Origin of the sequence: Vibrio sp. V08_P9A1T1 (genome assembly GCF_963874405.1) — a bacterium.
In the GTDB taxonomy this organism is placed as follows: domain Bacteria; phylum Pseudomonadota; class Gammaproteobacteria; order Enterobacterales; family Vibrionaceae; genus Vibrio; species Vibrio anguillarum.
This window is the reverse complement of sequence record NZ_CAWNIB010000246.1, coordinates 1-23294: the sequence shown is the minus strand read 5'-3', so window position 1 is coordinate 23294 and position 23294 is coordinate 1. Positions and strand designations below refer to the sequence as shown.

Annotated in this window: 15 protein-coding genes and 1 pseudogene; 6 read left to right on the top strand and 10 right to left on the bottom strand. The window is 45.6% G+C overall.

The features are described 5' to 3' along the window. Positions 1-188: 188 nt before the first annotated feature. On the top strand, positions 189-632 hold the full coding sequence (locus tag AACT21_RS10320) for a dCMP deaminase family protein (RefSeq protein WP_010319355.1): 444 nt from the start codon (positions 189-191) through the stop codon (positions 630-632). Positions 633-709: 77 nt separating this feature from the next. Here the strand turns inward: AACT21_RS10320 and copI are convergent, their stop codons facing one another. From copI to AACT21_RS10290, 6 genes are all read right to left on the bottom strand, one after another. Beyond that, positions 710-1222 (bottom strand): copper-resistant cuproprotein CopI, encoded by a 513-nt coding sequence (copI, locus tag AACT21_RS10315; RefSeq protein WP_176430158.1) that lies wholly within the window; start codon positions 1220-1222, stop codon positions 710-712. 76 nt (positions 1223-1298) lie between these two features. Beyond that, positions 1299-4427, bottom strand: a complete 3129-nt coding sequence (locus tag AACT21_RS10310; protein ID WP_094163283.1) for an efflux RND transporter permease subunit — start codon at positions 4425-4427, stop codon at positions 1299-1301. Further along, complete coding sequence (locus AACT21_RS10305) at positions 4424-5926, bottom strand: efflux RND transporter periplasmic adaptor subunit (RefSeq protein ID WP_094163281.1); 1503 nt, start codon at positions 5924-5926, stop codon at positions 4424-4426. The genes AACT21_RS10310 and AACT21_RS10305 overlap by 4 nt, the downstream gene beginning before the upstream one ends. A 9-nt stretch (positions 5927-5935) precedes the next feature. Further along, complete coding sequence (locus AACT21_RS10300; RefSeq protein ID WP_094163279.1) at positions 5936-7348, bottom strand: TolC family protein; 1413 nt, start codon at positions 7346-7348, stop codon at positions 5936-5938. Positions 7349-7430: 82 nt separating this feature from the next. Continuing rightward, positions 7431-7847 (bottom strand): hypothetical protein, encoded by a 417-nt coding sequence (locus tag AACT21_RS10295; protein ID WP_094163277.1) that lies wholly within the window; start codon positions 7845-7847, stop codon positions 7431-7433. Positions 7848-7959: 112 nt separating this feature from the next. Beyond that, entirely contained in the window at positions 7960-10626 is a 2667-nt protein-coding gene (locus AACT21_RS10290; RefSeq protein ID WP_094163275.1) for an ATP-binding protein, read from the bottom strand. Between the two features lie 515 nt (positions 10627-11141). Here AACT21_RS10290 and AACT21_RS10285 point away from each other — a divergent pair. Further along, positions 11142-12584 carry a glyceraldehyde-3-phosphate dehydrogenase gene (locus tag AACT21_RS10285; RefSeq protein WP_013868411.1) on the top strand — a complete coding sequence of 481 codons (1443 nt, stop codon included), beginning with the start codon at positions 11142-11144 and terminating at the stop codon, positions 12582-12584. Positions 12585-12809: 225 nt separating this feature from the next. Here AACT21_RS10285 and AACT21_RS16690 read toward each other — a convergent pair. Continuing rightward, positions 12810-12953, bottom strand: a pseudogene (locus AACT21_RS16690) (hydroxylamine reductase); the annotation flags it as partial. Between the two features lie 162 nt (positions 12954-13115). On the opposite strand from AACT21_RS16690, the gene AACT21_RS10275 reads away from it, so the two are divergent. Then, positions 13116-13325, top strand: coding sequence for a hypothetical protein (locus tag AACT21_RS10275; RefSeq protein ID WP_017048173.1), 210 nt, complete (start codon positions 13116-13118; stop codon positions 13323-13325). Positions 13326-13407: 82 nt separating this feature from the next. Here the strand turns inward: AACT21_RS10275 and AACT21_RS10270 are convergent, their stop codons facing one another. Further along, complete coding sequence (locus tag AACT21_RS10270) at positions 13408-14022, bottom strand: LysE family translocator (protein ID WP_013868407.1); 615 nt, start codon at positions 14020-14022, stop codon at positions 13408-13410. A 191-nt stretch (positions 14023-14213) separates the two neighbouring features. Between AACT21_RS10270 and yjeH the strand changes: the two genes are divergently transcribed. Further along, entirely contained in the window at positions 14214-15491 is a 1278-nt protein-coding gene (gene yjeH, locus AACT21_RS10265) for an L-methionine/branched-chain amino acid transporter (RefSeq protein WP_094163273.1), read from the top strand. Positions 15492-15619: 128 nt separating this feature from the next. Here the strand turns inward: yjeH and AACT21_RS10260 are convergent, their stop codons facing one another. Together AACT21_RS10260 and AACT21_RS10255 are read right to left on the bottom strand one after the other, a co-directional pair. Continuing rightward, positions 15620-17356, bottom strand: a complete 1737-nt coding sequence (locus tag AACT21_RS10260; RefSeq protein ID WP_047688716.1) for a methyl-accepting chemotaxis protein — start codon at positions 17354-17356, stop codon at positions 15620-15622. A 144-nt stretch (positions 17357-17500) separates the two neighbouring features. Further along, complete coding sequence (locus AACT21_RS10255) at positions 17501-21463, bottom strand: hybrid sensor histidine kinase/response regulator (RefSeq protein WP_094163271.1); 3963 nt, start codon at positions 21461-21463, stop codon at positions 17501-17503. 123 nt (positions 21464-21586) lie between these two features. Here AACT21_RS10255 and AACT21_RS10250 point away from each other — a divergent pair, with 123 nt between their 5' ends. Together AACT21_RS10250 and AACT21_RS10245 are read left to right on the top strand one after the other, a co-directional pair. After that, entirely contained in the window at positions 21587-22681 is a 1095-nt protein-coding gene (locus tag AACT21_RS10250; RefSeq protein ID WP_013868403.1) for a response regulator, read from the top strand. 42 nt (positions 22682-22723) lie between these two features. Further along, positions 22724-23173, top strand: coding sequence for a GNAT family N-acetyltransferase (locus AACT21_RS10245; protein ID WP_047688721.1), 450 nt, complete (start codon positions 22724-22726; stop codon positions 23171-23173). The last annotated feature ends 121 nt before the right edge of the window (positions 23174-23294 follow it).

Sequence of the window (23294 nt, the reverse complement as noted above, 5' to 3'; positions counted from 1 at the left end):
CAGCTAAGATACCCGCACGAAATGAGATAGAGCTCTCACTCTAATACTGATTGGCACGGCTGAATTCTGTTTAGAAATGAGAATTGCTCTAGACTAAGTGTGAGAAAACTAGGATATTAATGTCGATCTTAATCACACATCTCCCTCGCTACTGAGGAAATGCAAGAAAATCGTCAGAGGAACAACACATGATTTCGAAATGGGCACAGCGCTTTTACCAAATGGCAGAACTTGTTGGCTCTTGGAGTAAAGATCCCTCCACGCAAGTCGGCGCAGTGATCACTAAGCAAAATCGCATCGTTTCGGTTGGATTTAACGGTTACCCGCATGGTATTTCAGACAGTGCAGGCACCGATGATCGTGATATGAAATACCTCAAAACACTGCATGCTGAGGAAAATGCTATCCTATTCGCCAAGCGTGATTTGGATGGTTGCGAAATTTATGTGACACATTTTCCTTGCCCAAACTGTGCAGCAAAAATCATTCAAACTGGGATTTCCGCAGTACACTGCCCAGAGCAAACAGAAGACTTCTTATCCCGTTGGGGTGATAAGATCAAAGTCAGCCAAGATATGTTTTTACAAGCGGGTGTTAAAGTAAACTGGCTACCGCTCAGTGATTTGAAATAATTAATCAATGATCAAAAAAACCGCCCTGCCAAATTGGAAGGGCGGTTTTTTCTTTTAACGAGTTAGCGTGACAACTTTTACTGAAGCTGAATTTTCTTAATCATCCCAGCTTCAGCATGGCCGGGTATATTGCAGGCAAACTCAACATTATTATCACCATGGAAGTGCCATAACAGTTGTTTCGCTTTACCCGGTGCCACGGTGACGGCACTGCCGCCATCGTGTTTATGATTGCCCATTTGGCGCATCATTTCTCGGTGTTTTAGCTGCTCGGCGGCTGAACCAATCGAAAATTCGTGCTCAATTTTACCTGTGTTCATAACGACAAATTGCACCACATCATCGGGTTCAATATTCACCTCCTTTTTGAAGGTGATTTTCATGTCATCCGAGAGTAAAACATGCACCACTTTATCGGGTTTGGCTCCTTTGGCAGGCATGCCGACTTCTGACATGTCATCCATCGCCATGTTCATCGTGTCTGTTTGCTTCATCACCATGCTGCCATGATCCATTTTGCTATGGTCCATTTCAGCCATGACAGAAGAGGTGAATAACGCTAGTGAAAGTGTGATTAGTGTTTTTTTCATTTTGATTTTCCTTAAATTCATCCAGTTACTATTTATTTTCCGATTAGTGCTTAGCTTTTACTTTGCCAGCTGCACGCTATTTGAGTGTTGCGATTTCACGGTTTTTCCATAACTTGAATACCGCAGGTAGAACCAATAATGTGAGCAATAGTGCTGAAGCCATGCCTCCAATCATGGGGGCGGCAATGCGCTGCATTACCTCCGAACCAGTTCCCGTGCCATACATAATCGGGATCAGGCCAATAATAACTGTCAGTACCGTCATCATGACTGGGCGTACGCGCTGTCCTGCTCCTTCGCCAATAGCATTGATGAGATCTTGGCTGTCAATGACCGCACCATTTTCTTGCGCATCAATTTTTTTGTAGTGCCAAGCTTGGTTTAAATAAACCAGCATGATCACACCAATTTCTACCGCAACGCCTGAAAGTGCAATAAAGCCCACCCCCACGGCGATTGAAAAGTTGTAGCCAAGGTAGTGCATCAACCACACGCCACCCACCATCGCCAGCGGTAATGTCGCCATAATGATCAACACTTCTCCGACTCGACGGAAACTGAAATAGAGTAGCAACATGATGATTGCGATCGTGATCGGTGCGACAACACTTAAGCGCGCTTTGGCTCGCCCCATGTATTCATATTGACCAGACCATACGAGAGAATATCCCGCTGGCAGCTGTAATTGCTCCGCTACCGCTTGTTGCGCCTCTGCCACATATGAACCGAGATCGCGTCCATCAATATCGACAAAGACCCAGCCGTTTGGCCGTGCGTTTTCGGTTTTGATCATTGGCGGACCGTCTTCGTAGCGAATATCAGCCACATCGGCCAAGGCCAAACGTGCACCGTTTTGAGTCACCAAAGGTAAATTTTGCAGCTTCACTACCGAATCACGGTAATCTTGCGGGTAACGTACATTGATCGGGTAACGCTCTAACCCCTCAATGGTTTCCCCTACATTCATGCCCCCCACTGCGGTTGAAACCACTTGTTGCACATCTTTAATGCTTAGCCCATAGCGCGCCGCTTGTAACCGATTGATGTCTATCGTTACATAACGTCCACCAGCCACACGTTCAGAATAAACCGATGCCGTGCCTTGAACGCGGTTAAGGATAGGTTCAAGTTGTGCACCGATGGTTTCAATCTGTTTGAGATCGGGACCCGCTATCTTAATACCAATCGGTGTTTTGATCCCTGTAGCTAACATATCGATGCGTGTTTTGATTGGCATCACCCACGCGTTGGTTAACCCCGGAAATTGCACTAAACTGTCAAATTCCTTGCGTAGCGATTCTGTGGTTACACCTTCACGCCATTGATCGCGAGGTTTAAGTTGGATCACCGTTTCAATCATGGTTAAGGGCGCGGGATCGGTTGCGGTTTCTGCACGCCCCATTTTACCCCACACTGTTTTGACCTCTGGTACGGTTTTGATGAGTTTATTGGTTTGCTGCAATAGCTCACGCGCCTTACCAATCGAGATCCCCGGATAGGTTGTCGGCATGTACATGAGATCGCCTTCATCTAATGGCGGAATAAACTCACTGCCTAATTTGCTCATTGGGTAATAAGCGGAAGCCATTAATGCCAAAGCCAATACAATCATGCTTTTGGGATAACGCAAACTCAGGTTGAGTAGCGGACGATAAAGTGCCACAAGCCCCTTATTAACTGGATTTTTATGCTCGGAAATAATATTGCCACGCACAAAATAGCCCATAAGAACAGGGACGAGCGTGATCGCTAAACCTGCCGCAGCGGCCATGGCATAGGTTTTAGTGAACGCCAATGGCGAGAACATCTTGCCTTCTTGGCCTTCGAGTGCAAAAACGGGCACAAAACTTAACGTAATGATAAGTAGTGAGAAAAATAGTGGCGCACCGACTTCTTCAGCGGCTTTGCCAATCACCTGCCAGCGATTTTTGTCGGTCAGTGGGGTGCGTTCAATATGTTTATGCACATTTTCGATCATCACAATCGCCCCATCGACCATAGCACCGATAGCAATGGCGATCCCCCCAAGTGACATGATGTTGGCGTTGATGCCTTGCCAGTGCATCACAATAAACGCCGACAAAATGCCCACAGGCAAACTCAAAGCAATCACTAATGATGAGCGGATATGGAATAAAAACAGCGCACACACGACCGCAACGACAATGAACTCTTCTGCTAGCTTATGCCAAAGATTTTCAACGGCTTGATTGATCAAGGTTGAACGATCATAAGTGGCAACAATTTCGACACCTTCCGGTAAGCTGCGTTGGAGATCAGTCAATTTCGCTTTGACGTCATCAATCACTTGGCTAGCATTTTCACCAAAACGCATCACGATCACACCTCCAACCGCTTCTCCTTCACCGTTAAACTCAGAAATACCACGACGCATTTGTGGGCCAAGGTTAATATCCGCCACATCACCCAACAATAATGGCGTTCCTTTGTCAGTCACTTTCAGTGGTAGCGCTTTAATGTCATCAATACTGGTCAGATAGCCGCTGGTGCGTACCATGTGTTCGGCTTCCGCAACCTCAATCACTGACGCTCCCGACTCCTGGTTACCATTTTGGATCGCCGCATTGATTTGTTGCAAAGTCAGGTTATAAGCGCGTAGCTTTGCCGGATCAATTTGCACTTGATACTGCTTAACCATGCCGCCAACGGTAGCCACTTCGGAGACACCATTCACCGTTTGTAGCTCGTACTTCAAAAACCAATCTTGCAAACTGCGTAGCTGCGCAAGATCGTGTTGGCCGGTTTTATCTTGCAGTACATAACTGTAGATCCAGCCAACCCCCGTCGCATCAGGCCCCAAGGTTGGTTTGGCATTGGGTGGCAGTTTTGGTGTCACTTGGCTTAGATATTCCAATACCCGCGAGCGAGCCCAATACATATCGGTTTTATCATCAAAGATGATGTAGACGTAGGAATCACCGAAGAATGAATAGCCACGGACCGTTTCTGCCCCCGGAACGGCAAGCATCGCCGTTGTGAGCGGGTAAGTGACCTGATCTTCCACTACCTGCGGCGCTTGGCCGGGATAGCTGGTTTTGATGATCACTTGCACATCTGAGAGATCCGGTAAAGCATCAACAGGCGTGTTCTTTACACTGTAAAGTCCGCCCAAAGTGAGAAACAGAGCCGCCACCAACACCAAAAAACGGTTATTGATCGACCAACGAATAATCGCACCAATCATTGTTGACCTCCTAACGTTTCTGCGGCGGTAATGTTCGTCTCACTACTTGCCTGCTCACTCGCTTCCAGTGCTTTTAGTACATATTCGTTACCCTGCTTTGCCACTAGAAATCGAACCCTTTGCCCTTCAGCAAATAAGCTGAGATCAAACTCCTCCTCAACCGTGAAGTTCATCTGCCCCGCTTGCCAGCCCCATTTACTTACCGGTTTATAGTTAAGTGTGAGCATCCCGAAATCAGCCATAAGCGTACTGATGTCTCCCGTTAACCAAGCTTCATTGGCAGCTTCCACTCCATTAATACGTGATAAATCAGCACTTTGACTCGACTCTGAATCCAACAGAAAATGTGCCGACGTGACGACCGTGTCTTGCTCCGTTAACCCTTGTAAAACTTCAAGGCGCTCGCCTGCTTCGCGGCCAACTTCAACCCTTGCTGAACGGTATTTGCCATTTCCTTCAGCAAGTACGACGCGCGTCATGCCGCCCGAATGAATAACTGCTGATTTAGGAATGGTGAGCACCGCTTGTTGCGATACGGGCTGCAAAGCGATATTGGCGAACATGTTAGGCTTCAGCTCACCCTTCGGATTGAGAAATTTCAAACGCATACGCAGCGTTCGGGTTTTCGGATCCAAAATGGGATAGACGTAATCTATCTTCCCTTGCCACTCCTTGCCGGGAATAGCATCCAGTGTCATTAACGCTAAACTACCCGACGTAATCCAATGTGCTTGGCGCTCGAATACCTCAGCATCAACCCACACTTCGTTTAAGGGGCCTGCACTTATCACTGCTTGCGCTGGCGATAAGTAACCCCCTTCACGAATATTCAAACTCGCAATCACCCCATCAGCAATGGCTTTGACCTCTATCGATTGAGTGGCTTTGCCTCGAGCGATAATCTGTCTGATCTGTGCACGATCAACACCCAGTGAAACCAAACGCTCGGTTGCACCTTTTAGTAAACTTTCACGGTTGGCTCGATGAGCATTTAACAGTTCCTCCTGCGCTTTAACCAACTCCGGAGAGTAGAGCGTAAACAAGACATCGCCTTTACGAACCTGCTCTCCAACCGCATTAATGTTCAGTTTTTCAACCCAACCGGCAACGCGAACGTTCGTTTGCCACAATAAACTATCATCAAATGCAATGTAGCCCACTGTCTCAATACGTGGAGATAACTGCGCAAACACCACGGGTTCCGTTTTCACACCCAAGTTATTTTCGACCGCAGCACTGATGGTCACCGTGCCACTCTTCTCTTGTGCTTGCGTCGGCGATTCGGTGTACACAGGAATGAGATCCATCCCCATCGGCGACTTACCCGGTTTATCGCGTTTGTAGTTCGGATCCATCGGCGCAACCCAATACAGCGGTTCAGATGTGGCATTGGTCGAGTTCATCGCCTCCATATCGTGACCAGACAGGTACTGATTGATGCCAAACCCCAGTAATCCACCTATCGTTAAGGAAAGTACGGCTATGTTTAATGATTTCATTGAGATCTCCTACTTTTCTACAGACGTAAGCGTTTCTTCAGACATAAGTGAAGGGGTACTAACCTGAAAATCGAACCCATTTAACAGGTAAGCGAGGTTACTTTTGGTTAGGTTTAAATCGGTCATTAGGCGCACTTGTTCTAGTTGTAACGCCAATTCATCGCTGGCGGCACTGACGACATCATTAAACTGGGAGGTATTGTTTTCATAGCCTCTCTCAACCGCTTGAGTGCGGGCTTTCGCTTGCGTTAGTAAGGTGGTTTGATAGCGCGATAAACGCTGTTCGAGGTTCGTTTTATCAACCAATAAGGCATTCACTTTGGCGTTCATCTGCGCCAATAGAACATCACGCTGTGATTTAGCCGCGCCCACTTGATATTGCGCCGCAGCGTGGTTTCTATCTTGGCGGTTCCCCGTAAACAGCGGGATATCCATGGTGAGATAAGCACTGACCATATCGGCTGCGGGTCCGCCTTGCATGCTGTTTGCTTGGCGATAGGCGTACATCACTTCCACACCAAACTGAGGTTGATAGGCCGTTTGTGCTATTTCGACTTGCGTTTGGTTGGTGTGAATTGCCGCTTCTGCCATGCCGACCATCGGGTGAGTGACCAATAAAGCATAGTGAGTGCTGCTGCCATTAATGGCAGCCAATTGCACTTCCAAACGGGACCAGTCCACTGACTCTTCAGCGGCTAACATAGGCTGTTCAACCAACCAAGCGCTACCTAACCATTCGGATAATTGCGACACAATGCGTTGCTGCATTTGTTGATTGGCTTGTAATTTTTCGTCCAACTTGGAAACTTGTAACTGCGCTTGCAGCAGATCTTGCGCTTCGCTTTTACCTAATGAATAGTTCGTTTCAATAAAACCAGCCAGCTCACGCATTAAGGTTTGGTTTGCCCGCACAATACGTTCAGCGCGTTGTTGGTAGCCTAACTCTAACCATAATTGAGTCATGCTGTTTGCCACTTCCAACTCACGTAAATCAACCTGAAGCGCAACGCCAGTGGCTTGTTGCTTTGCTTTTTTCGCTTGTAATGCCAAGCTTGAACCCCGTTCAAACTGCTGCATTAAGCCCACAGAAATGTTAGTCATAGGATCTTCATCAAACTTAAAACTATCAGTGGGCAAACCACCAAAGCCAACTTTGATCTTAGGATCCATCAGGGTTGAGCTAGCCATTCCAGTTTCTTGTATTGCTTGAGACTGAGCAAAATATTGCTTGCGGACGGCATCATTCGATAATGCAGCGTCAATCAGCTGAGCTAATTGTTTTGCATGCGAATCCGGCTGAGCCATCGCGGCTTGTGAGGCTGCATTCACCATCAAGGGGAATGGCAAAACGCCCACTATACTGATCGACCAAGCGATCACAGAGAGTTTAAGGTTCACAATAAAATTCCATCTTTCATGCATCGCAAAAGGTTGAGATGCAACAGAGAGTCACGAACCTAGTTAAAGGCCGCACAAACACGCCATAGGCGTAATGAAAGGGAAATTAAACGATAGGGGGACGGTAAAGTGAGCGAGCGACCATCACAATGCCACGCGTTGCTTCTGCATTGATCAACAATAAAACCGCGTGAGGTGTGAAGGGTTGGTGTTCAGTGATAAAGAAAGCTAACGTGGTCATGCACATGACGCTGCAACAGGAATCAACACCTTGGTCGCTGTGATCGATACAATCGTTACTCATCGCTGATGAAGTCATGTCACTTACATCGGAATCATGGTGCGCAGCGTTCATATTTGAGCAGTGTTGCGGCGGGTTTGCATCGTCAGTCACTGAATGTGATACAGCCGAAATCTGTGACATTGTGATCGCCATTAAAGGTGCACTAGACACTAAGCTTGAAGCAAGCAGCGTCATCATCACCAACATGGAAACCCAAATTGTATGCAGCGAAAGTTGCATATCCAATATCACTATCTGACTGAAAACTCTCACAGACTAAAGCTTGCCCTAGGGGTAAGGTCAATTAATTTAAATTTCGAAAATCGATAAAAATAGCGATTAGGCTATCTTCTCAAGAGTTCGCCACTTGCAGATCGCTAAAAATATCAAAAAGTTGCTTGGATTTATAAGGTTTGGGCAAATACGCATCCATGCCCGCGTCAAAGCAGCTTTTAATATCCTCCTCCAAAACGCTGGCGGTTAAGGCGATAATGGGTAATTTTTCAACGCCTTGCTCTTTTTCCCATTCGCGGATTTTCTTAGTCGCGGTTAAGCCATCCATCACTGGCATCATGCAGTCCATTAACACCGCAGCAAAATGACCACCTTGGGTGATGGCATCTACCGCTTCTTGCCCGTTGTTGGCCACCACATAACCAATCCCTGCCTTTTCAAGGAAGAAGCTGGCGATTTTTTGGTTCATCAAATTGTCTTCAACGATCAAAATACGCTTATGATTGCACTCTAAGTAGTCTAACTGACTCTCCTCGACTGGCGTTAAATCCGTCTCTGTATCGGCCACTAATGCTTTGAGGGCACGTTCAAAACGCGTCCCTAAAAAAGGCAACGTGATACTTGCCTGCGCAAGATGAATTGCGTCTTTGTTGACGAACAAGTGATGCTGCAGAACCACTATTTTTGCACTTGAAAAATGCTCACGCAGCGCAATGAGATCCGATTGCACGCTGTGGCTTAAGCTTTGGCAATATAAAATACATACGGCGCTAAGCCCACTCTTGACTGCTTGTTCAACATCACGCGCTTCATTGAGTTGAATCCCCCATTGAACGCATTCACGCCGAATAGCGGATGAGTAGTTAGACATATTGGTAATTAACAACGCCTGCGTGGCAAGAGGCTCAACTTGCGGCTGATCTTCGGCAACCTCAATCGGGACGACAAATTCAAAGCAGCTACCTAAGCCTTTAGTGGACTGTACATGAATGTCACCCTGCATCAGATCGACTAATTGACGGCAGATAGCCAACCCTAACCCAGTCCCACCAAAACGACGGGTAATACTGCTATCTTCTTGAATAAATGGATCAAAAATCGTGTTCAACATCTCTTTATCGATACCACTTCCCGTATCGGATACAGCAAAACGTATCGAGATTATATCGCCCGTTTCTAAGGTTAAACCCGTGTTGACATAACCATCTTTGGTAAATTTCACCGCATTGGACAACAAGTTCATCAAGACCTGCTTCAGACGATATTCATCCGCGATGATAAAACGAGGTAATGCAGGGTCGAGATAAATATTAAGCTCAATATGCTGGCTCAACGCTTTCGCGTTCACCAAGTTCACCGTGTCGTATACCAATTCAGCGAGTTCAAAGCGATGTGGAGCAAGCTCCAAGTTGCCTGATTCAATTTTAGATAAATCGAGAATATCGTTAATCAAGATCAGCAACGCTTGCGAAGAGGTATCAATATCGGCCAGGATTTCACGCTCATTCCCCGTAAACTCGCTGCGTGACAATATTTCAGTCATACCGATGATTCCATTAAGAGGCGTTCGGATCTCATGCGACATATTGGCTAAGAACGCGCTTTTGGCTCGATTAGCGGCAATTGCCGCTTCCTTTGTTTCCACCAAAGCACTCTCGTACTGTTGCTGTTTCTCAATAATATGGTTGAGATTGATTGTAAAGCGGGAAAACTCATCTTTGCCATCAATCGGGATCTGTTCAATGCCGTTCTGCTTTTCACGCAATCGACTCATGGTATTGATGATCCGCTTAAGCTTTGACGAGATGCGAGATGAGGTACTTGCTCCTAGCACAAACAGCAGCGCCAACACGGCCAACAGCGATGCCGATATACTTAACATACTCATTTTTTCTTGCTGGAGACGCACATTCAGTTGAGTCGATAAGTGTTGGTTGACACTTTGCACCAGTTTATCTATCGCCAAGTAACGCTCTTCCACATTTTTGACATAAGAAGCTAATGCTTGAGGATCAGCTTCATTACTAACGATTTTTTCGCGAATCAAGGCGGCTTGGCGAAATTCAGGTTGCGTAAACAACTGCACCAGTTGTTCGAGTTGAGCGCCGTTATCAATGATACGTTCGAAGTATTGTTGCTGGCGCTCAACAGCTTGAAAGTATTCTGTTTGTCGAGATTGAAACACCTCTTGATCCATGGTTAATTCTTTGATTAACCACGCCTCTTTTTGCACCCAAAATGCAAACCAATGCAGGTCGCTATACACCAGATCCAAGGTATGGATATCAACAGGCGCAAGAAAACTGTTGGTTTTTTGCAGCTCGGCCATCACTTCATACAAAAGATTAAATACTTGGCGGCCTAATTCTAGGGTCTCGCTTTGTGAGGCCGACGGCAACTCATCCAACAAATGGTGAAGGTCAAGCACACGGTTTTCTATCAATGTACGGTTGCTTTTACTCCCAAAATGACTATTTGTAGAACCTGTATCCAGCACAATTTTATCCAGCGATTCAGCTAGCTCCTGCTTGAGCTGCGGCCAAGAGTCCTCGCTATTTTCGCTGCGCAGCTGCGCACTGAGCAAGGTATAAAAAAGGGCTGAACTGGTGGTGACCTGATTGATTGCTCCAATCTTTTGGTTCAACACATGGTATGTGTCTAAACGGCTTTCAAATGGGGGGAATAGACACCATGCCACAACCAGAATAACCAGTGTTGGTATGAGGCAGAGTAAGAACAAGCGTGCCTTAATTGAGAAGTGGGTAAGTATTACCATTGTTATCATCCTTGGAAGTAATACATCCTAGCCAATGGTTAAATAGTAGACGTTATTTTATGCGTCTGCGCTCTTATTAAGATAAAACCAGCGCAGTAACGAAAGCATTGCGCGTCACGATTCATCCAATAAGCGTGATGGTGAATTAACCGAAAACTCACCACATTTTAAAATAACAATTTGAATCTAATCTCATTTTTATGAAAAAGAAAAACCATTCCACATCAAATATTTGAAGCAGACCATTATCATCACAAAATAAGTCGCGACTTTAGAATTTGTCAATATCTCTAACCACCGCCAAAAACCACTCAATACGCTGATTTTTACCTAGTTTTCAGTAAAAAATGTCGTCATTATTTTTGCTAGCAGAATAACCATTCCACATTTACAATCCGGCCACATAAAAACAACAATAAACATCGACTTGTATCTCAGCACAGATGACCGTGTAAGATACGCGTTCACCAGCCCTACACTGTGAACATTACTGCTTAACATAACGTGAAAGGTCCCAAGTCAATATGAGCCCAGAGAAACATCTCTCAGACTGGCAAGCCAGCCAAACGATTGCTGAATCTATGTCTCCCCTCATCGGTCAGCTTTATCGCCAACAAGGTGTTGAAGTGGTTTTATTTGGAAAAACACTCATCAACGCCACCACCATTGATATCATCAAAGCACATCGTGTTGTCCGTCGCTACACGGGCGAGGCGCTTTCAACCCAGCAAACGATGCCGATTTTACAAAAGTTGACCACGCTTGCTCTGTCGCCATGTCGTATCGACATTGGCCAACTTGCTCATCAATTTTGGCAACAACATGATGATGAACATGGCCTTGAGGATTACCTGCTAACGGCGCTTAATGGTGCGTTGAATGGTGAAACACTCAGTGAGCCTAAGGATGTGGTGCTGTACGGTTTTGGTCGTATTGGTCGCTTGCTGACTCGTCTTTTGATAGAAAAAAGTGGCCCGGGCTATCCACTGCGCTTGCGAGCGATTGTCGTTCGTGGGGGTAAAGCAGGAGATTTAGAAAAACGGGCAAGCTTGCTACGCCGTGACTCAGTTCATGGCCAGTTTAACGGCAGCATCATCATCGATGAGGCTCGCAAGGCCATTATTGCCAACGGCAATTATATCCAAATCATCTACGCCAATAAGCCACAAGAGGTTGATTATTCACACTATGGTATTCATAACGCGTTAGTGGTCGACAATACTGGTGTTTGGCGTGATAGCGAAGGGCTTAGTCAACACTTGAACTGTCAAGGGGCAAGCAAGGTGCTGCTGACAGCACCCGGCAAAGGTGAGATTAAAAATATCGTGTTCGGCGTAAACCACGCTGATATTCAGCCCGAAGACACCATTATCTCAGCCGCCAGTTGCACCACCAACGCTATCACACCGGTATTGAAAGCAATTCATGATCAATATGGTGTACTTTCTGGCCATATCGAAACGGTGCACTCTTTTACTAATGATCAAAACCTTATCGACAATTTCCATTCAGGTGAACGACGTGGCCGCAGCGCATCGCTCAACATGGTGTTAACCTCAACGGGTGCCGCCAAAGCGGTTGCCAAAGCGTTACCTGAACTCGCTGGTAAGTTAACCGGTAATGCGATTCGTGTCCCCACGCCAAACGTGTCGATGGCCGTGGCTAACCTCAACTTAGCCAATGCAGTGAATAAGCAAGATCTCAACGCATATCTACGTGAAATGGCGCTTAACTCGCCACTTTCAGCGCAAATTGATTACACCGACTCAACAGAAATTGTCTCCAGTGATTTGGTTGGCTCTCGCCATGCTGGTGTGGTTGATGGCGCAGCGACGATCGCTCAAGACAACCGCTGCGTGCTCTACATTTGGTATGACAATGAATTTGGCTACAGCGGCCAAGTTGTACATTGTATGGAGCAGATGATGGGCGTTCGTTACCGAACTTTCCCAGCTATAGCCCAGTAAACGGCTTAATATTGTTTTTATCTCCACAACATAATAATAGTGAGTGTTTATCTCACCTCCCCCTGCTTGCCGCCTTTTGATATAAGGCGGCTTTTTTATGAAGTGATCAGTTCAATGAGATTTCAACGTCCGAAACTAATCTGCTTGAACACGCTAAGGCATAGCCTTGTTCACGCAGCGCCTTCTGGTCATTCAAAGCCTGAGGTTGCAAAATATTTATCAAGTTTCGATGAGTAATGCTGGTGCAGTTGGTCCGATATAAATTTCTTTCACACCCAATGCGAGTAGCGTCAGATCGATAACGATCGCCTTTTGTTCAAACCAAGAAAGAACTAATGTCAGTGGGAGTTCACTCACACCACAAACAAAGACACCAAAATGACTCAAAATTTGAACTACCTGTCAGAGTCCCAATATTATTGGGGGAATGAACGTCGTCCATACCACTCCAAAAAATTAGAGACACAACATTCATGTTGGATTCATCTTGGCTGCGTTAACCTAGCTTCAATTCAGAAAGAGGTACAGGTTATGAATAGATTTATTGTGACTACATTTGCGCTGGTTGTAGGGTTTTTCGCGTTGATGCTGAGTTTGCTGCTCGCCATTCCTCTCGCTATTGCGGCGATCATCACTGGCAAACGTATAGAAAAGCAGCTCAAGCGCCACACCTTTACGTCAAAAAGCGGCTACATTATTGAAGGTGAATATGAAGAAAAAACTCAAGCACACTATCGATGAACAACCCTATTCGCCCTCTTTCATTGGCACGGCGAAACTGATTAGAAGCGGGAGGCATTTCCTCCCGTTTTTTTGGTATTAGCTAAAGAGTCATGACGACACGGATGGCAAGCGCAATCAGTACTACGCCCGACAAACGGTCAATCAATACGGCACGCGCGCGCAGTTTATCGAGTAATATTGGGCTAGAAAGAATTAAGGTGATGAACGTATACCAAAGCCCGTCCACTAAAAATGGTGTTAACACAATAATAGCTTTGCTGCTCAGTTCGTTGCCGATGGCGACAAATTGACTGAATAACGCGATGAAAAATAACGCGATTTTAGGACTAAGCAGAGAAATCAATAATCCCTCTTTAGCCGACTGCCACACACTGACTGTCTCACCCGATTCTAATTTAGCCGCCACGCCCCCTTTTGAACGTAATGCATTGATACCCAAATAGGCCAAATACAACGCGCCTGCATAGCCTACTGTCTTAAACAGTAAGGGGGATTGATGCAGTACAACCGCTAAGCCAATTAAGGTAATGAAGGCATAGACACCAATACCAAATGCGTGCGCCCACGCCGTTGCAAACCCATTTTTACGCCCACCAGCGAGGCTATGTTTGGCCACCATCGCTAGGCTTGGCCCTGGCGACATCGCGCCTAAAATACAAATGGTAAATAGTGATAACCAAACGGTGAATGTCATGGATTTCTCGCTGTTGTTTCGGTGATTTAAGGTAATGACGATAACGAAATGACTCGCATAACGCTACCTGAATATGGCGCTGCCCAAACGGCCTGATATTGCAGGTGAGCCGTTGCACTCAATGGGCGTAAGCAAACTGAGATAGATGCATATTATTTCGCTTCAGCGTATGCTAACCGCCAGAACGATATTTGGGAACGGAAGCCGTGAATAAGTTAAAACAAGAGATCACCTTGCTGTCTGGTATTGGACAACTTTCCACCACTTTAATGGGAACAGGGTTATTTATGATCCCAGCGATTGCCGCTGGTATTGCAGGTGAGCTCTCACTGTGGGCATGGCTACTGCTGTTTGTGGCGATTTGCCCGATTGCACTGACGTTTGCCGCTCTGGGTAAGCGTTACCCTAACGCCGGCGGAACCGCCTACTTTGTCCGCCAAGCTTTTAACGCTAAGTTGGAACGCTCGGTTGCTTGGCTTTTTGTCAGCGTGATCCCTGTCGGCGTTCCGGCCGCTGTCGCATTGGCGGCAGGCTTTGCTCAACAACTCCTCCCTGCGCCACTGAACTCGGCGATGATGGCGCAAGTATTAACCGTACTGTTGCTGATTGCGGTCAATTTGGCGGGCACCAAATCTTCCGGGCAGTTACAAACCGTTATTGCGCTGAGCATTTTCGTATTAGTTGGTGCTTTTTTCTGGATAGGCGATGTTGGTGCTGCAGATTTAACCATGCCCGCACTCAGCACGGACAGTATTTGGCCGATTGGCGCCGCACTCGGAGTGATGTTCTGGTGTTTCGTCGGGATTGAAGCGTTCGCTCATATGGGAGAAGAGTTTAAAAACCCACAGCGCGATTTTCCGATCGCGATCATTGTCGGCTGCTTTGTGGCTGGAATCACCTATTGGGCATGCTCGGTGGTCATCCTTAAATTTGGTGCGTATGGCAGCGCAGAATTTGATAGCACCTCCATTCCTTGGCTGAGCGAACAAATTTTTGGTAGCAGTTTGGCAACGGTGATAAGCCTTATCGGCTTTTTTGCATGCTTTGCGAGCATCAATTTATACACGCAAAGCTTATCTCGCATGGTGTGGGCACAAGCAAGGCAATATCGACCAGAAAGCGCAATCGCCAGAATTTCAATCCGCGGCGTCCCAGCCAATGCAACTATTGCTGTTGGAGTTGTATTAATGGCTTCTTGCCTGCTTGGTGAATGGTCTGATCTTAATCTGGAATTTTTCCTAAAACTTGCGAATGGAATCTTTGTCTTAGTTTATCTGTTAGCGATGTTCGCCGCTTATAAATTGCTCAGTGGCATCAACAAACTGTTGGCGGCGATTTCGTTGATCCTCTGCACTGCGGTATTTATCTGCTTAGGCTGGTCAATGCTGTATGCTCTGACTATCTTCATTTTGCTCTCTTTACCTTGGCAACGTTTGGCAAGAAAAAGTCAGTCGAAGCAAGAGCTTTAACTTATCGCTTACCTTGCGGTATTGCCGTGACCACTTAAGTGGGCATCATTCTGCAAATAAAAATTTTGCCGAAATAAAAGGCTCTCAATATAGAGAGCCTAAAAAATAGCAAGGAGAGGATATTAAATTTAAGTGCGGATGTGCTTAATCGCGCTGTTTAACTCATCGACATTACGTTGCAAATCAACAACGACAGGCCCGAGTTGATTGATGGCAACGTTCATATCACCCGAAAGGGCTTTAATGTTACTAAGATTGCTGGAAATTTCGTCGCTCACAGCCAATTGCTCTTCTGTCGCAGCCGATATCGACGTATTCAATTTATGGATCTCAATCGCCGATCCTTGGATGGTACCAAGCGCTTCGTTCGCCACCGACATATTAGAGCGCGTTGACTGCATTTTATCAGCACTCACCCGGATCGTTTTGGTCGATTGTTCTGCTTTCTCTTGCAGCATCGAAATCATGCTTTCGATCTCACCCGTCGATTGTTGAGTTCGTTGAGCAAGTGAGCGTACTTCATCCGCTACCACCGCAAAACCGCGACCTTGCTCACCCGCACGAGCAGCCTCTATCGCCGCGTTCAACGCCAGTAGGTTGGTTTGTTCAGCAATCGCTTTAATCACATCAAGCACATTACCAACGTTATTAGACTCATTCGCAAGTTGCTGGATGATCTCGGATGTTTTGGTAAATTCACCCTCTAATTCACCGAATTCATGGGTCGTTTTATCAAAGACCTGTTTACTGGTACTGGCTTCTTTTTCCGCGCTGCCCGCATACTCTTCTGCCATGGTGGTGCTTTCCGCCACACTAGAGAGCGCCGATGTCATCTCTTCCATCGCCGTCGCCGCCATTTCAAGTTCTTGATTTTGCTGATTCGCCACTTTGACGTTTTGTTTGGTGACATCGCTTATCGTTTCAGAGATGGCCGAAATGGTGTGGTTTACTTGGTTTATTTTGCTAATGGTGGTGGCATAACTACCAAGCACCTTATTAATGGTGCCGCCGATTATGCCCAGTTCGTTGTGGCTGTTATCGTCAACTCGCAAAGTCAAATCAGAATTTTTGTCTACTTGTTGTAGCAATTTAGCCATGGTATCAATCGGCTTCACTACTTTTCGGTTAACAATGGCATACCCAATAATGGCAATAATAAAAACACTAATTAAGGAGATATTACCAACCAATACCGTACTTTTTACTTTCTGCGCCGCATCCATGAATTGTTTATTGGTTCGATTTTCTAATTCAATAAAGAACTTATCGATCGGAGCCATGATTTTGGCTTTCTCTTGATGGTATTCATTACTGTGTAAGAGAGAAATCGCCATATTACGGTCTGGCTCTTTTCTAACGGTGTAGTTGCCATTGCTATCAGGGTAAAGCCCCTTAACAGCATTCATCGCTTTGACTTCCATGTTCACTAAGCCATCTGAATTAGCTTGAGCTTCTTTGAGCAAACTAAACTCTTGCTGAGTAAAACCAAGATCCGTCATCATTTGGTTGAGAGAGATATTCTTACCGTCTGCTTTAGGTTTTTGTCCATATTGCAGCACAAGGTCCCAATATATCGTGTGGTAGTTCTGCGGGCGAGGTTTCTTACCATTACGAATATCAAGAATATCCATGTACATTTTTTCGTATTTTTCATCGCCACTGACCACATAAGTCCGGCCTAACCGAGTTAAGTCATCAGAGCTTTGACGAAGCTCATCGGCCGCTTGGTAAGATTGATAACGAACTTGAGCCATGTTGTCAACTTGTTGCATCAGCCCATTGAGCTGCAATACCGTCACAACACTAATGACAATACCAATACCGATGACAGCAAACACGAGCTTCATGGTGTTGTTGATATTCATAAAAGTATCCTTCTTCATTTATCAACGAAATTATTTCTGTTTATTCATTATTATTATTGCTTTTAGCATAGGATGAGAATGGCCAAAATGTCGAATTTTACGCCACAATTATTACGTCAACTTTAAGTACTATCATGCTTCAACTTATTTTTCAGTCGGTACTGGCAACTGAGCCAATACCTCTTTAGCCGCTTCAAAATCAAAATCTTCAATCGCATGCATCAAACTTTTCTTTTGCTCGTCAGACCATAAATTGCATTGTTTAATTTGGTGGATCATATGAATCGCATCAGCATCGTAGTTTTCAACACATTGCACTAATTGTTGGTAGAGCAACGCAATATCACGGTGCTCTTGCTGCGGATGTAATTGTGTCTGCTCCCAATCTCTTAGCTCATCCAACAAAGTAGACATCAACTTTGATACCGTGTTGAGATCTTGAATGGCGGGTTTCGTATGTCGCTGTACTACCCCTTCCATCTCGTTGGCTAGCTGCGCAATAGGCTCAATCCCTAGATTAGCCGCTGAACCTTTTAGGGTGTGCATCACTCGCTCTGCCTCTTCCCACTGCCCCTTATCAATCAATTTAGGGAATGCGGCTATTTCTTGCTGCTGGCTGGCAAGGAAGTGATCCAATATTTCAAAGTATCGCTGCGCATTGCCACCAATTCGGAAAATCGCTTGCTCCACATCAATACCCGTCAATTCTGGGTAGCCAGTGCTCGGTTTCACTTGATTCGGTAATACCGTAGAGGGTACTGGCGTGGTTTCATCCGCCTTTAAATATTTGCGTAGTACGTGGTACAAGCGCTGTACATCAATTGGTTTCGCCACATGATCATTCATACCTGCATTTAAACAGTGCTCGACATCTGAAGACATCGCATTGGCGGTCATTGCAACAATCGGTAGCGTTTTCCACTCCTCATGTTGGCGGATCTCTTTCGTCGCACTAATACCATCCATAATGGGCATCTGCATATCCATCAGCACTAAATCAAAAGCTTCTTGCTGCAATTTCGTCAAAGCTTCTTGTCCATTATTAGCAAGGACAATGCTCAATTGAGTACTTTCTAACAGGCCGAAAGCCACCTCTTGGTTCACTTCGTTATCTTCTACCAAAAGCACTTTTTGCCCAATAAATGTTGGCCTTGTATCATGATCAAGATACTCATGGCTCTGCCTTAATTGCTCGATGCCGTAGCTGTCCATAATGGCATCAAGGAGATTTGATGGGTTCACAGGTTTCACAATCAAGGCATCGACTAATTTACTGTTTTCTCCCACCAAGGAGATTTCTCGACCATAAGCCGTGACGAGGAATCGTTTAGTGTTATCAAAAACACCCAATGGTTTCATTCTCTGCAGCAACTCTATGCCATTCATACCCGGCATATTCCAATCAATAAACAGCATATCAAAATGCGTATTGCGAATTTCATCTAGCGCCTCAAAACCGTTACTGACTGACTTCGCTTCAAAATGCATCGCATTGAGCAACGTCATTAAAATATTGCGCGCCGAGTCATTATCATCGACTACCAACGCACGTTTGCCTGCTAGAGCGCTGAGTGGCTTAGCGATATCGCGCATTTTGGCTTCTTGCAGGCCACACTCAACCGTGAATTCAAAGGTGGATCCTGACCCTTCTTCACTGCGAACTTGAATGTCGCCACCCATCAATCCGACTAACTGTTTACTGATACTAAGCCCCAAGCCCGTGCCTCCATATTGGCGAGTAATGCTATTATCAGCTTGAGAAAATGCAGAGAATAGAGTGGCTACGTTAGATTCAGCAATGCCAATACCTGTATCAGAAACGGTAAACTTCAAGGTCACGTTGGCGTCGTTTTGCCCCACGACTCGTGCCGAAACGATGATCTCCCCTTGTTCGGTAAATTTCACCGCATTGCCACATAAGTTAACGAGAACTTGCCCCAAACGCAGCGGGTCGCCCACCAAGCCCACAGGAATATGTGGGTCGATATCTAATAAAAACTCGATGTTTTTCTCTTGGGCTTTTAGCGAAATCAAGGTGGTGAGGTTATCCAATACCTCATCAAGGCTAAAATCAATGTGCTCAACATTCAGCTTACCCGCCTCTATTTTGGAAAAATCTAAAATGTCGTTAATGATGCCAAGCAAGTTTTTCGCCGATTCATTAATCCGTGAAATGTATTTTTGTTGCGTAGGATTGAGCTCGGTATTGAGTGCTAGATGGGCCATGCCCAAAATGGCATTCATTGGTGTACGGATCTCGTGGCTCATGTTCGCGAGGAAATCGCCTTTGGCTTGGCTCATGGCATCCGCGGTCTCTTTAGCTTCTCTTAATTGCTCTTCCATCTGCTTGCGATCGGTTAAATCAAGCAAAATTCCGACAATTCCAGAGACTTCACCGCGATTATTTTGGAAAGAAGCTTCGTATACCAACATCTCTCTTTTGTGGTGTGAAGCGTCATAGAGAGACAATTCGTAATCTTGCGAAGACTGCTCCTCTCCAAGCCTTTTATGTACTTGGGCAAAAATGGTCGCCGTTTCATTTTGAAAGATATCTTGCGGCGATTTACCGATAATTTGCTCGGCCGACAGGCCAACTAAATCCATAAACTTAGCGTTAATGGTGAGATACGTACCCGAGGCCGACAAGCAATACATGGGGTTCGGCGTCGCATCGAGGATCTCTTGATTCAGTTGAGATTGTTCGAGTACTTTCTGCTCGGCTCGTCGCTGAATTTCAATGTTTTGGCTCAATTGAATACTGACCGATAAGTCATCCAACATTTGCGATAACCACTGGAATTGCAAACTCGACAACGACCCGATAGTACCCAGCTCTAGTAAAGCGACAGGATGCTGATTGACGTGCAGCGGCAAATAATACACTTCGTTAATAACTAACTTGCCACCGTTAAATTCAATGTGACAGTTGCCATCGAGTGCTTTCATCGCATAGGGCTGACCGCTGAGCAACACGCTAAGCTGCGTCGAGGATGGATCGGTGTATTCTCTGGCCGAATGCTCACCATAACCCACTCCAGCCACTCGTTTTAATACGCCCTCTTGATAGATGTACATGCCAACCATTTCCAAAGGAAATTGATGCAGTAAGAATTGCGTAACTTCATTACACAAACGGTCCGTAGAATCGTTTTTGCGCAGGATGATATTGAAATCTTTAAGTAAAGTATTTTGGCTAAGCTGCTCAGCGATATGATGAAACACCACATTCAAACTGTCGATAAAATGTTGCAGCTCTGCATAGGCGGTTTGAGTGATGGTAAACGCGTAATCTTCCCGTTTGACTTGAGTCACAACCGTTTTGAGTAGCTGACTTAACGGATTGATGTAAAGACGCCACAGCAGAACAAAGGAGGCGATGATCACGCTGAGTAAGGTTAATACTAACGCCAAGTTTATCCATTCATAACGCAGCGCTTCGCTATCGGCACGTTGGATGTTTTGCTCCATGCGTTGCATGATCGATTGATGCGCAGAACCAATCGCCTGCATAATTTTCGCCTTTTCCGCGAAGTATTGGTCACCATAGAGAATAGCCCGAGCCAATTCCAGATCCGGCTCACCTGTGTCGACAAATTCGCCTTGGCTATTCTTTTTCCATCCTTTGATGGCCATGAAGGCTTCTCTTTCGAGTGACACCAGTGAATCAGACAAAGTAAGCGCATTTTTGAGCTCTAAAAACTCCACCGATTCAATGCCCGAAAGACGCATTCTATCGAGTAACGAAGGGTTGTCTGGTGCGCCACCCAGTGAGCGGGCAAGTAGTTTGTTTTGTGCAACGACATCCCAAAATTCGTACTCATTCCCTTTCGGTAAAGGCACAGAACCATTTCTGACGCTCAGCACATAATTAAAAAGGTTGAGCCACTTTTCATCGCCAGTCGAAGCGTAGGCTCGGGCAAATTTGGTTAAGTGATCTGAGCTCTGCTTCAACTCTTGTGACAGACGATAGAAACGGTAAAGTTCGTCGTTCAGTTGTCGGCTCTCAGTTCTCAGAGCGGCCACTTTGTCGGTGATACTAAACATCGCAATGGAACATAATCCCATAGCAATAAATAAGACGGTGAATAAAGTTCGGATGGATCGCATGTGAAGCGCCTTCTTAATAATTTTCTCACTCTACTAACGCTGAGATTAGCTATAGTTATTGATAAGTTTAGACTTAAACCCAACCTTCGCCGCTCAATTGCTATTTTTTATTAGGAAAGACTCATGCCCATCGAAAACTTGGACAATTGTACCGTGTTAATCGTCGATGATTCGCCAGATAACCTTGCATTTATGTCACAGGGGTTGGCTAACCGATATCATGTCAAGGCCGCTAAATCAGGCCCGATGGCGCTCAGTATCTTAGACAAGTTTTCTATTGACCTAGTGTTGCTCGATATTGTTATGCCGGAAATGTCAGGTTTTGAAGTCATACAAAAGATCATGGCAAACCCTAACACCCAAGACATCCCTGTGATTTTTCTGACCGCAAAGGATAACCCTGAAGATCAAAAACTAGGCTTTGAGTTAGGTGCGGTTGACTATGTATACAAACCCGTAAGCGTACCGTTGCTAAGAGCCAGAGTAGATACTCACCTGCAAAACAAAATTTCAAAAGACATACTGAAGAACCAAAATGGCTACTTGGAAAAAGAGGTGATCAAACGTTCAAATGAATTGGATAAAATGCAAGACGCGGTCGTGTATGCTCTCGCCAGCCTCGCTGAAACCAGAGACCCCGATACTGGTAACCATATCCTGCGAACACAACATTACGTCAAAGCGTTAGCCGAGCAACTGGCTAAGCTGCCAAAATATCAACAAAAGCTAACGCCGAATGTTATTAATACCTACTTTAAAGCCGCCCCTTTACACGATATTGGTAAAGTGGGCATCGCCGACAACATACTATTAAAACCAGGAAAACTGGACAGTGATGAGTTTGAGATCATGAAAGGCCATGCCAGCTTAGGGCTACGTGCGCTAGAAAAAGCGGAAAAGATGTCAGGCGCGAAAAATGACCTTATCGATATGGCGAAAGAGATCGCCCATGGGCACCATGAAAAATGGGATGGCTCTGGCTATCCTAACGGTTTACAAGGTGATGCTATACCACTCAGCGCACGGTTAATGGCTGTCGCTGATGTTTATGACGCTCTGATTTGCCGACGCATCTATAAGGAGCCGATGCCTCACGCCGATGCGAAAGGGATTATTTTGGACGGAAGAGGAAGCCATTTTGACCCAGAAGTCATTGATGCCTTCTTGGCAATAGAAGAGCGCTTTATTTCGATTGCCCATGAATACGCCGACGATTGATATCTTGGTAAGCAACGTATTATTAAACAAAAAGATAAACGTATGAAGGTAACCTTTCGCCCCGCAAGTGACAGCGATTATCAATTTGCTTTTGATCTAAAAAAAGTCGCAGAAATGGATGCTATTACGGCGATATTTGGCTGGGATGAAGAGTTGCAGCAAGTGCTGCATCGCCAAGAATGGCATTCTGGTCTACCAACGATCATCTGCGCTGATGGCCAACCGATTGGCACTTATTTACTGCAGAGCAAGCATGAAACGCTCTACTTCTCACGCTTTTTTATTCTGCCAGATTTTCAAAATAGAGGGGTGGGTAGCCAAGTGTTACAACTGGTCGTCAACCAAGCCAATCTGACTCAATACCCATGTAAGCTCTGTTATTTGCAAGGTAGCCCCGTCGGTGCTTTGTATCAGCGATTTGGGTTTACGCACTACCAAATGGACGATGAGTTTTCTCATATGCATTTCATTCCAACGCCCAAAGGCCAATAGCTCTGTACCCTTTGTGCTATCTTAAATTAAGGTTAGCGATCGGCAAACAGCCTACGCGGCGAGAAAATAAGCTTCATCATTAACGCCAGCCCACCTGTAGCACAACAAAATGGTTACATTT

Bases quoted from the DNA above. Each gene is read 5' to 3' on its own strand.
- AACT21_RS10320 (WP_010319355.1), top strand. From the start codon at position 189: ATGATTTCGAAATGGGCACAGCGCTTTTACCAAATGGCAGAACTTGTT.
- copI (WP_176430158.1), bottom strand. From the start codon at position 1,222: ATGAAAAAAACACTAATCACACTTTCACTAGCGTTATTCACCTCTTCT.
- AACT21_RS10310 (WP_094163283.1), bottom strand. From the start codon at position 4,427: ATGATTGGTGCGATTATTCGTTGGTCGATCAATAACCGTTTTTTGGTG.
- AACT21_RS10305 (WP_094163281.1), bottom strand. From the start codon at position 5,926: ATGAAATCATTAAACATAGCCGTACTTTCCTTAACGATAGGTGGATTA.
- AACT21_RS10300 (WP_094163279.1), bottom strand. From the start codon at position 7,348: ATGCATGAAAGATGGAATTTTATTGTGAACCTTAAACTCTCTGTGATC.
- AACT21_RS10295 (WP_094163277.1), bottom strand. From the start codon at position 7,847: ATGCAACTTTCGCTGCATACAATTTGGGTTTCCATGTTGGTGATGATG.
- AACT21_RS10290 (WP_094163275.1), bottom strand. From the start codon at position 10,626: ATGATAACAATGGTAATACTTACCCACTTCTCAATTAAGGCACGCTTG.
- AACT21_RS10285 (WP_013868411.1), top strand. From the start codon at position 11,142: ATGAGCCCAGAGAAACATCTCTCAGACTGGCAAGCCAGCCAAACGATT.
- AACT21_RS10275 (WP_017048173.1), top strand. From the start codon at position 13,116: ATGAATAGATTTATTGTGACTACATTTGCGCTGGTTGTAGGGTTTTTC.
- AACT21_RS10270 (WP_013868407.1), bottom strand. From the start codon at position 14,022: ATGACATTCACCGTTTGGTTATCACTATTTACCATTTGTATTTTAGGC.
- AACT21_RS10260 (WP_047688716.1), bottom strand. From the start codon at position 17,356: ATGAATATCAACAACACCATGAAGCTCGTGTTTGCTGTCATCGGTATT.
- AACT21_RS10255 (WP_094163271.1), bottom strand. From the start codon at position 21,463: ATGCGATCCATCCGAACTTTATTCACCGTCTTATTTATTGCTATGGGA.
- AACT21_RS10250 (WP_013868403.1), top strand. From the start codon at position 21,587: ATGCCCATCGAAAACTTGGACAATTGTACCGTGTTAATCGTCGATGAT.
- AACT21_RS10245 (WP_047688721.1), top strand. From the start codon at position 22,724: ATGAAGGTAACCTTTCGCCCCGCAAGTGACAGCGATTATCAATTTGCT.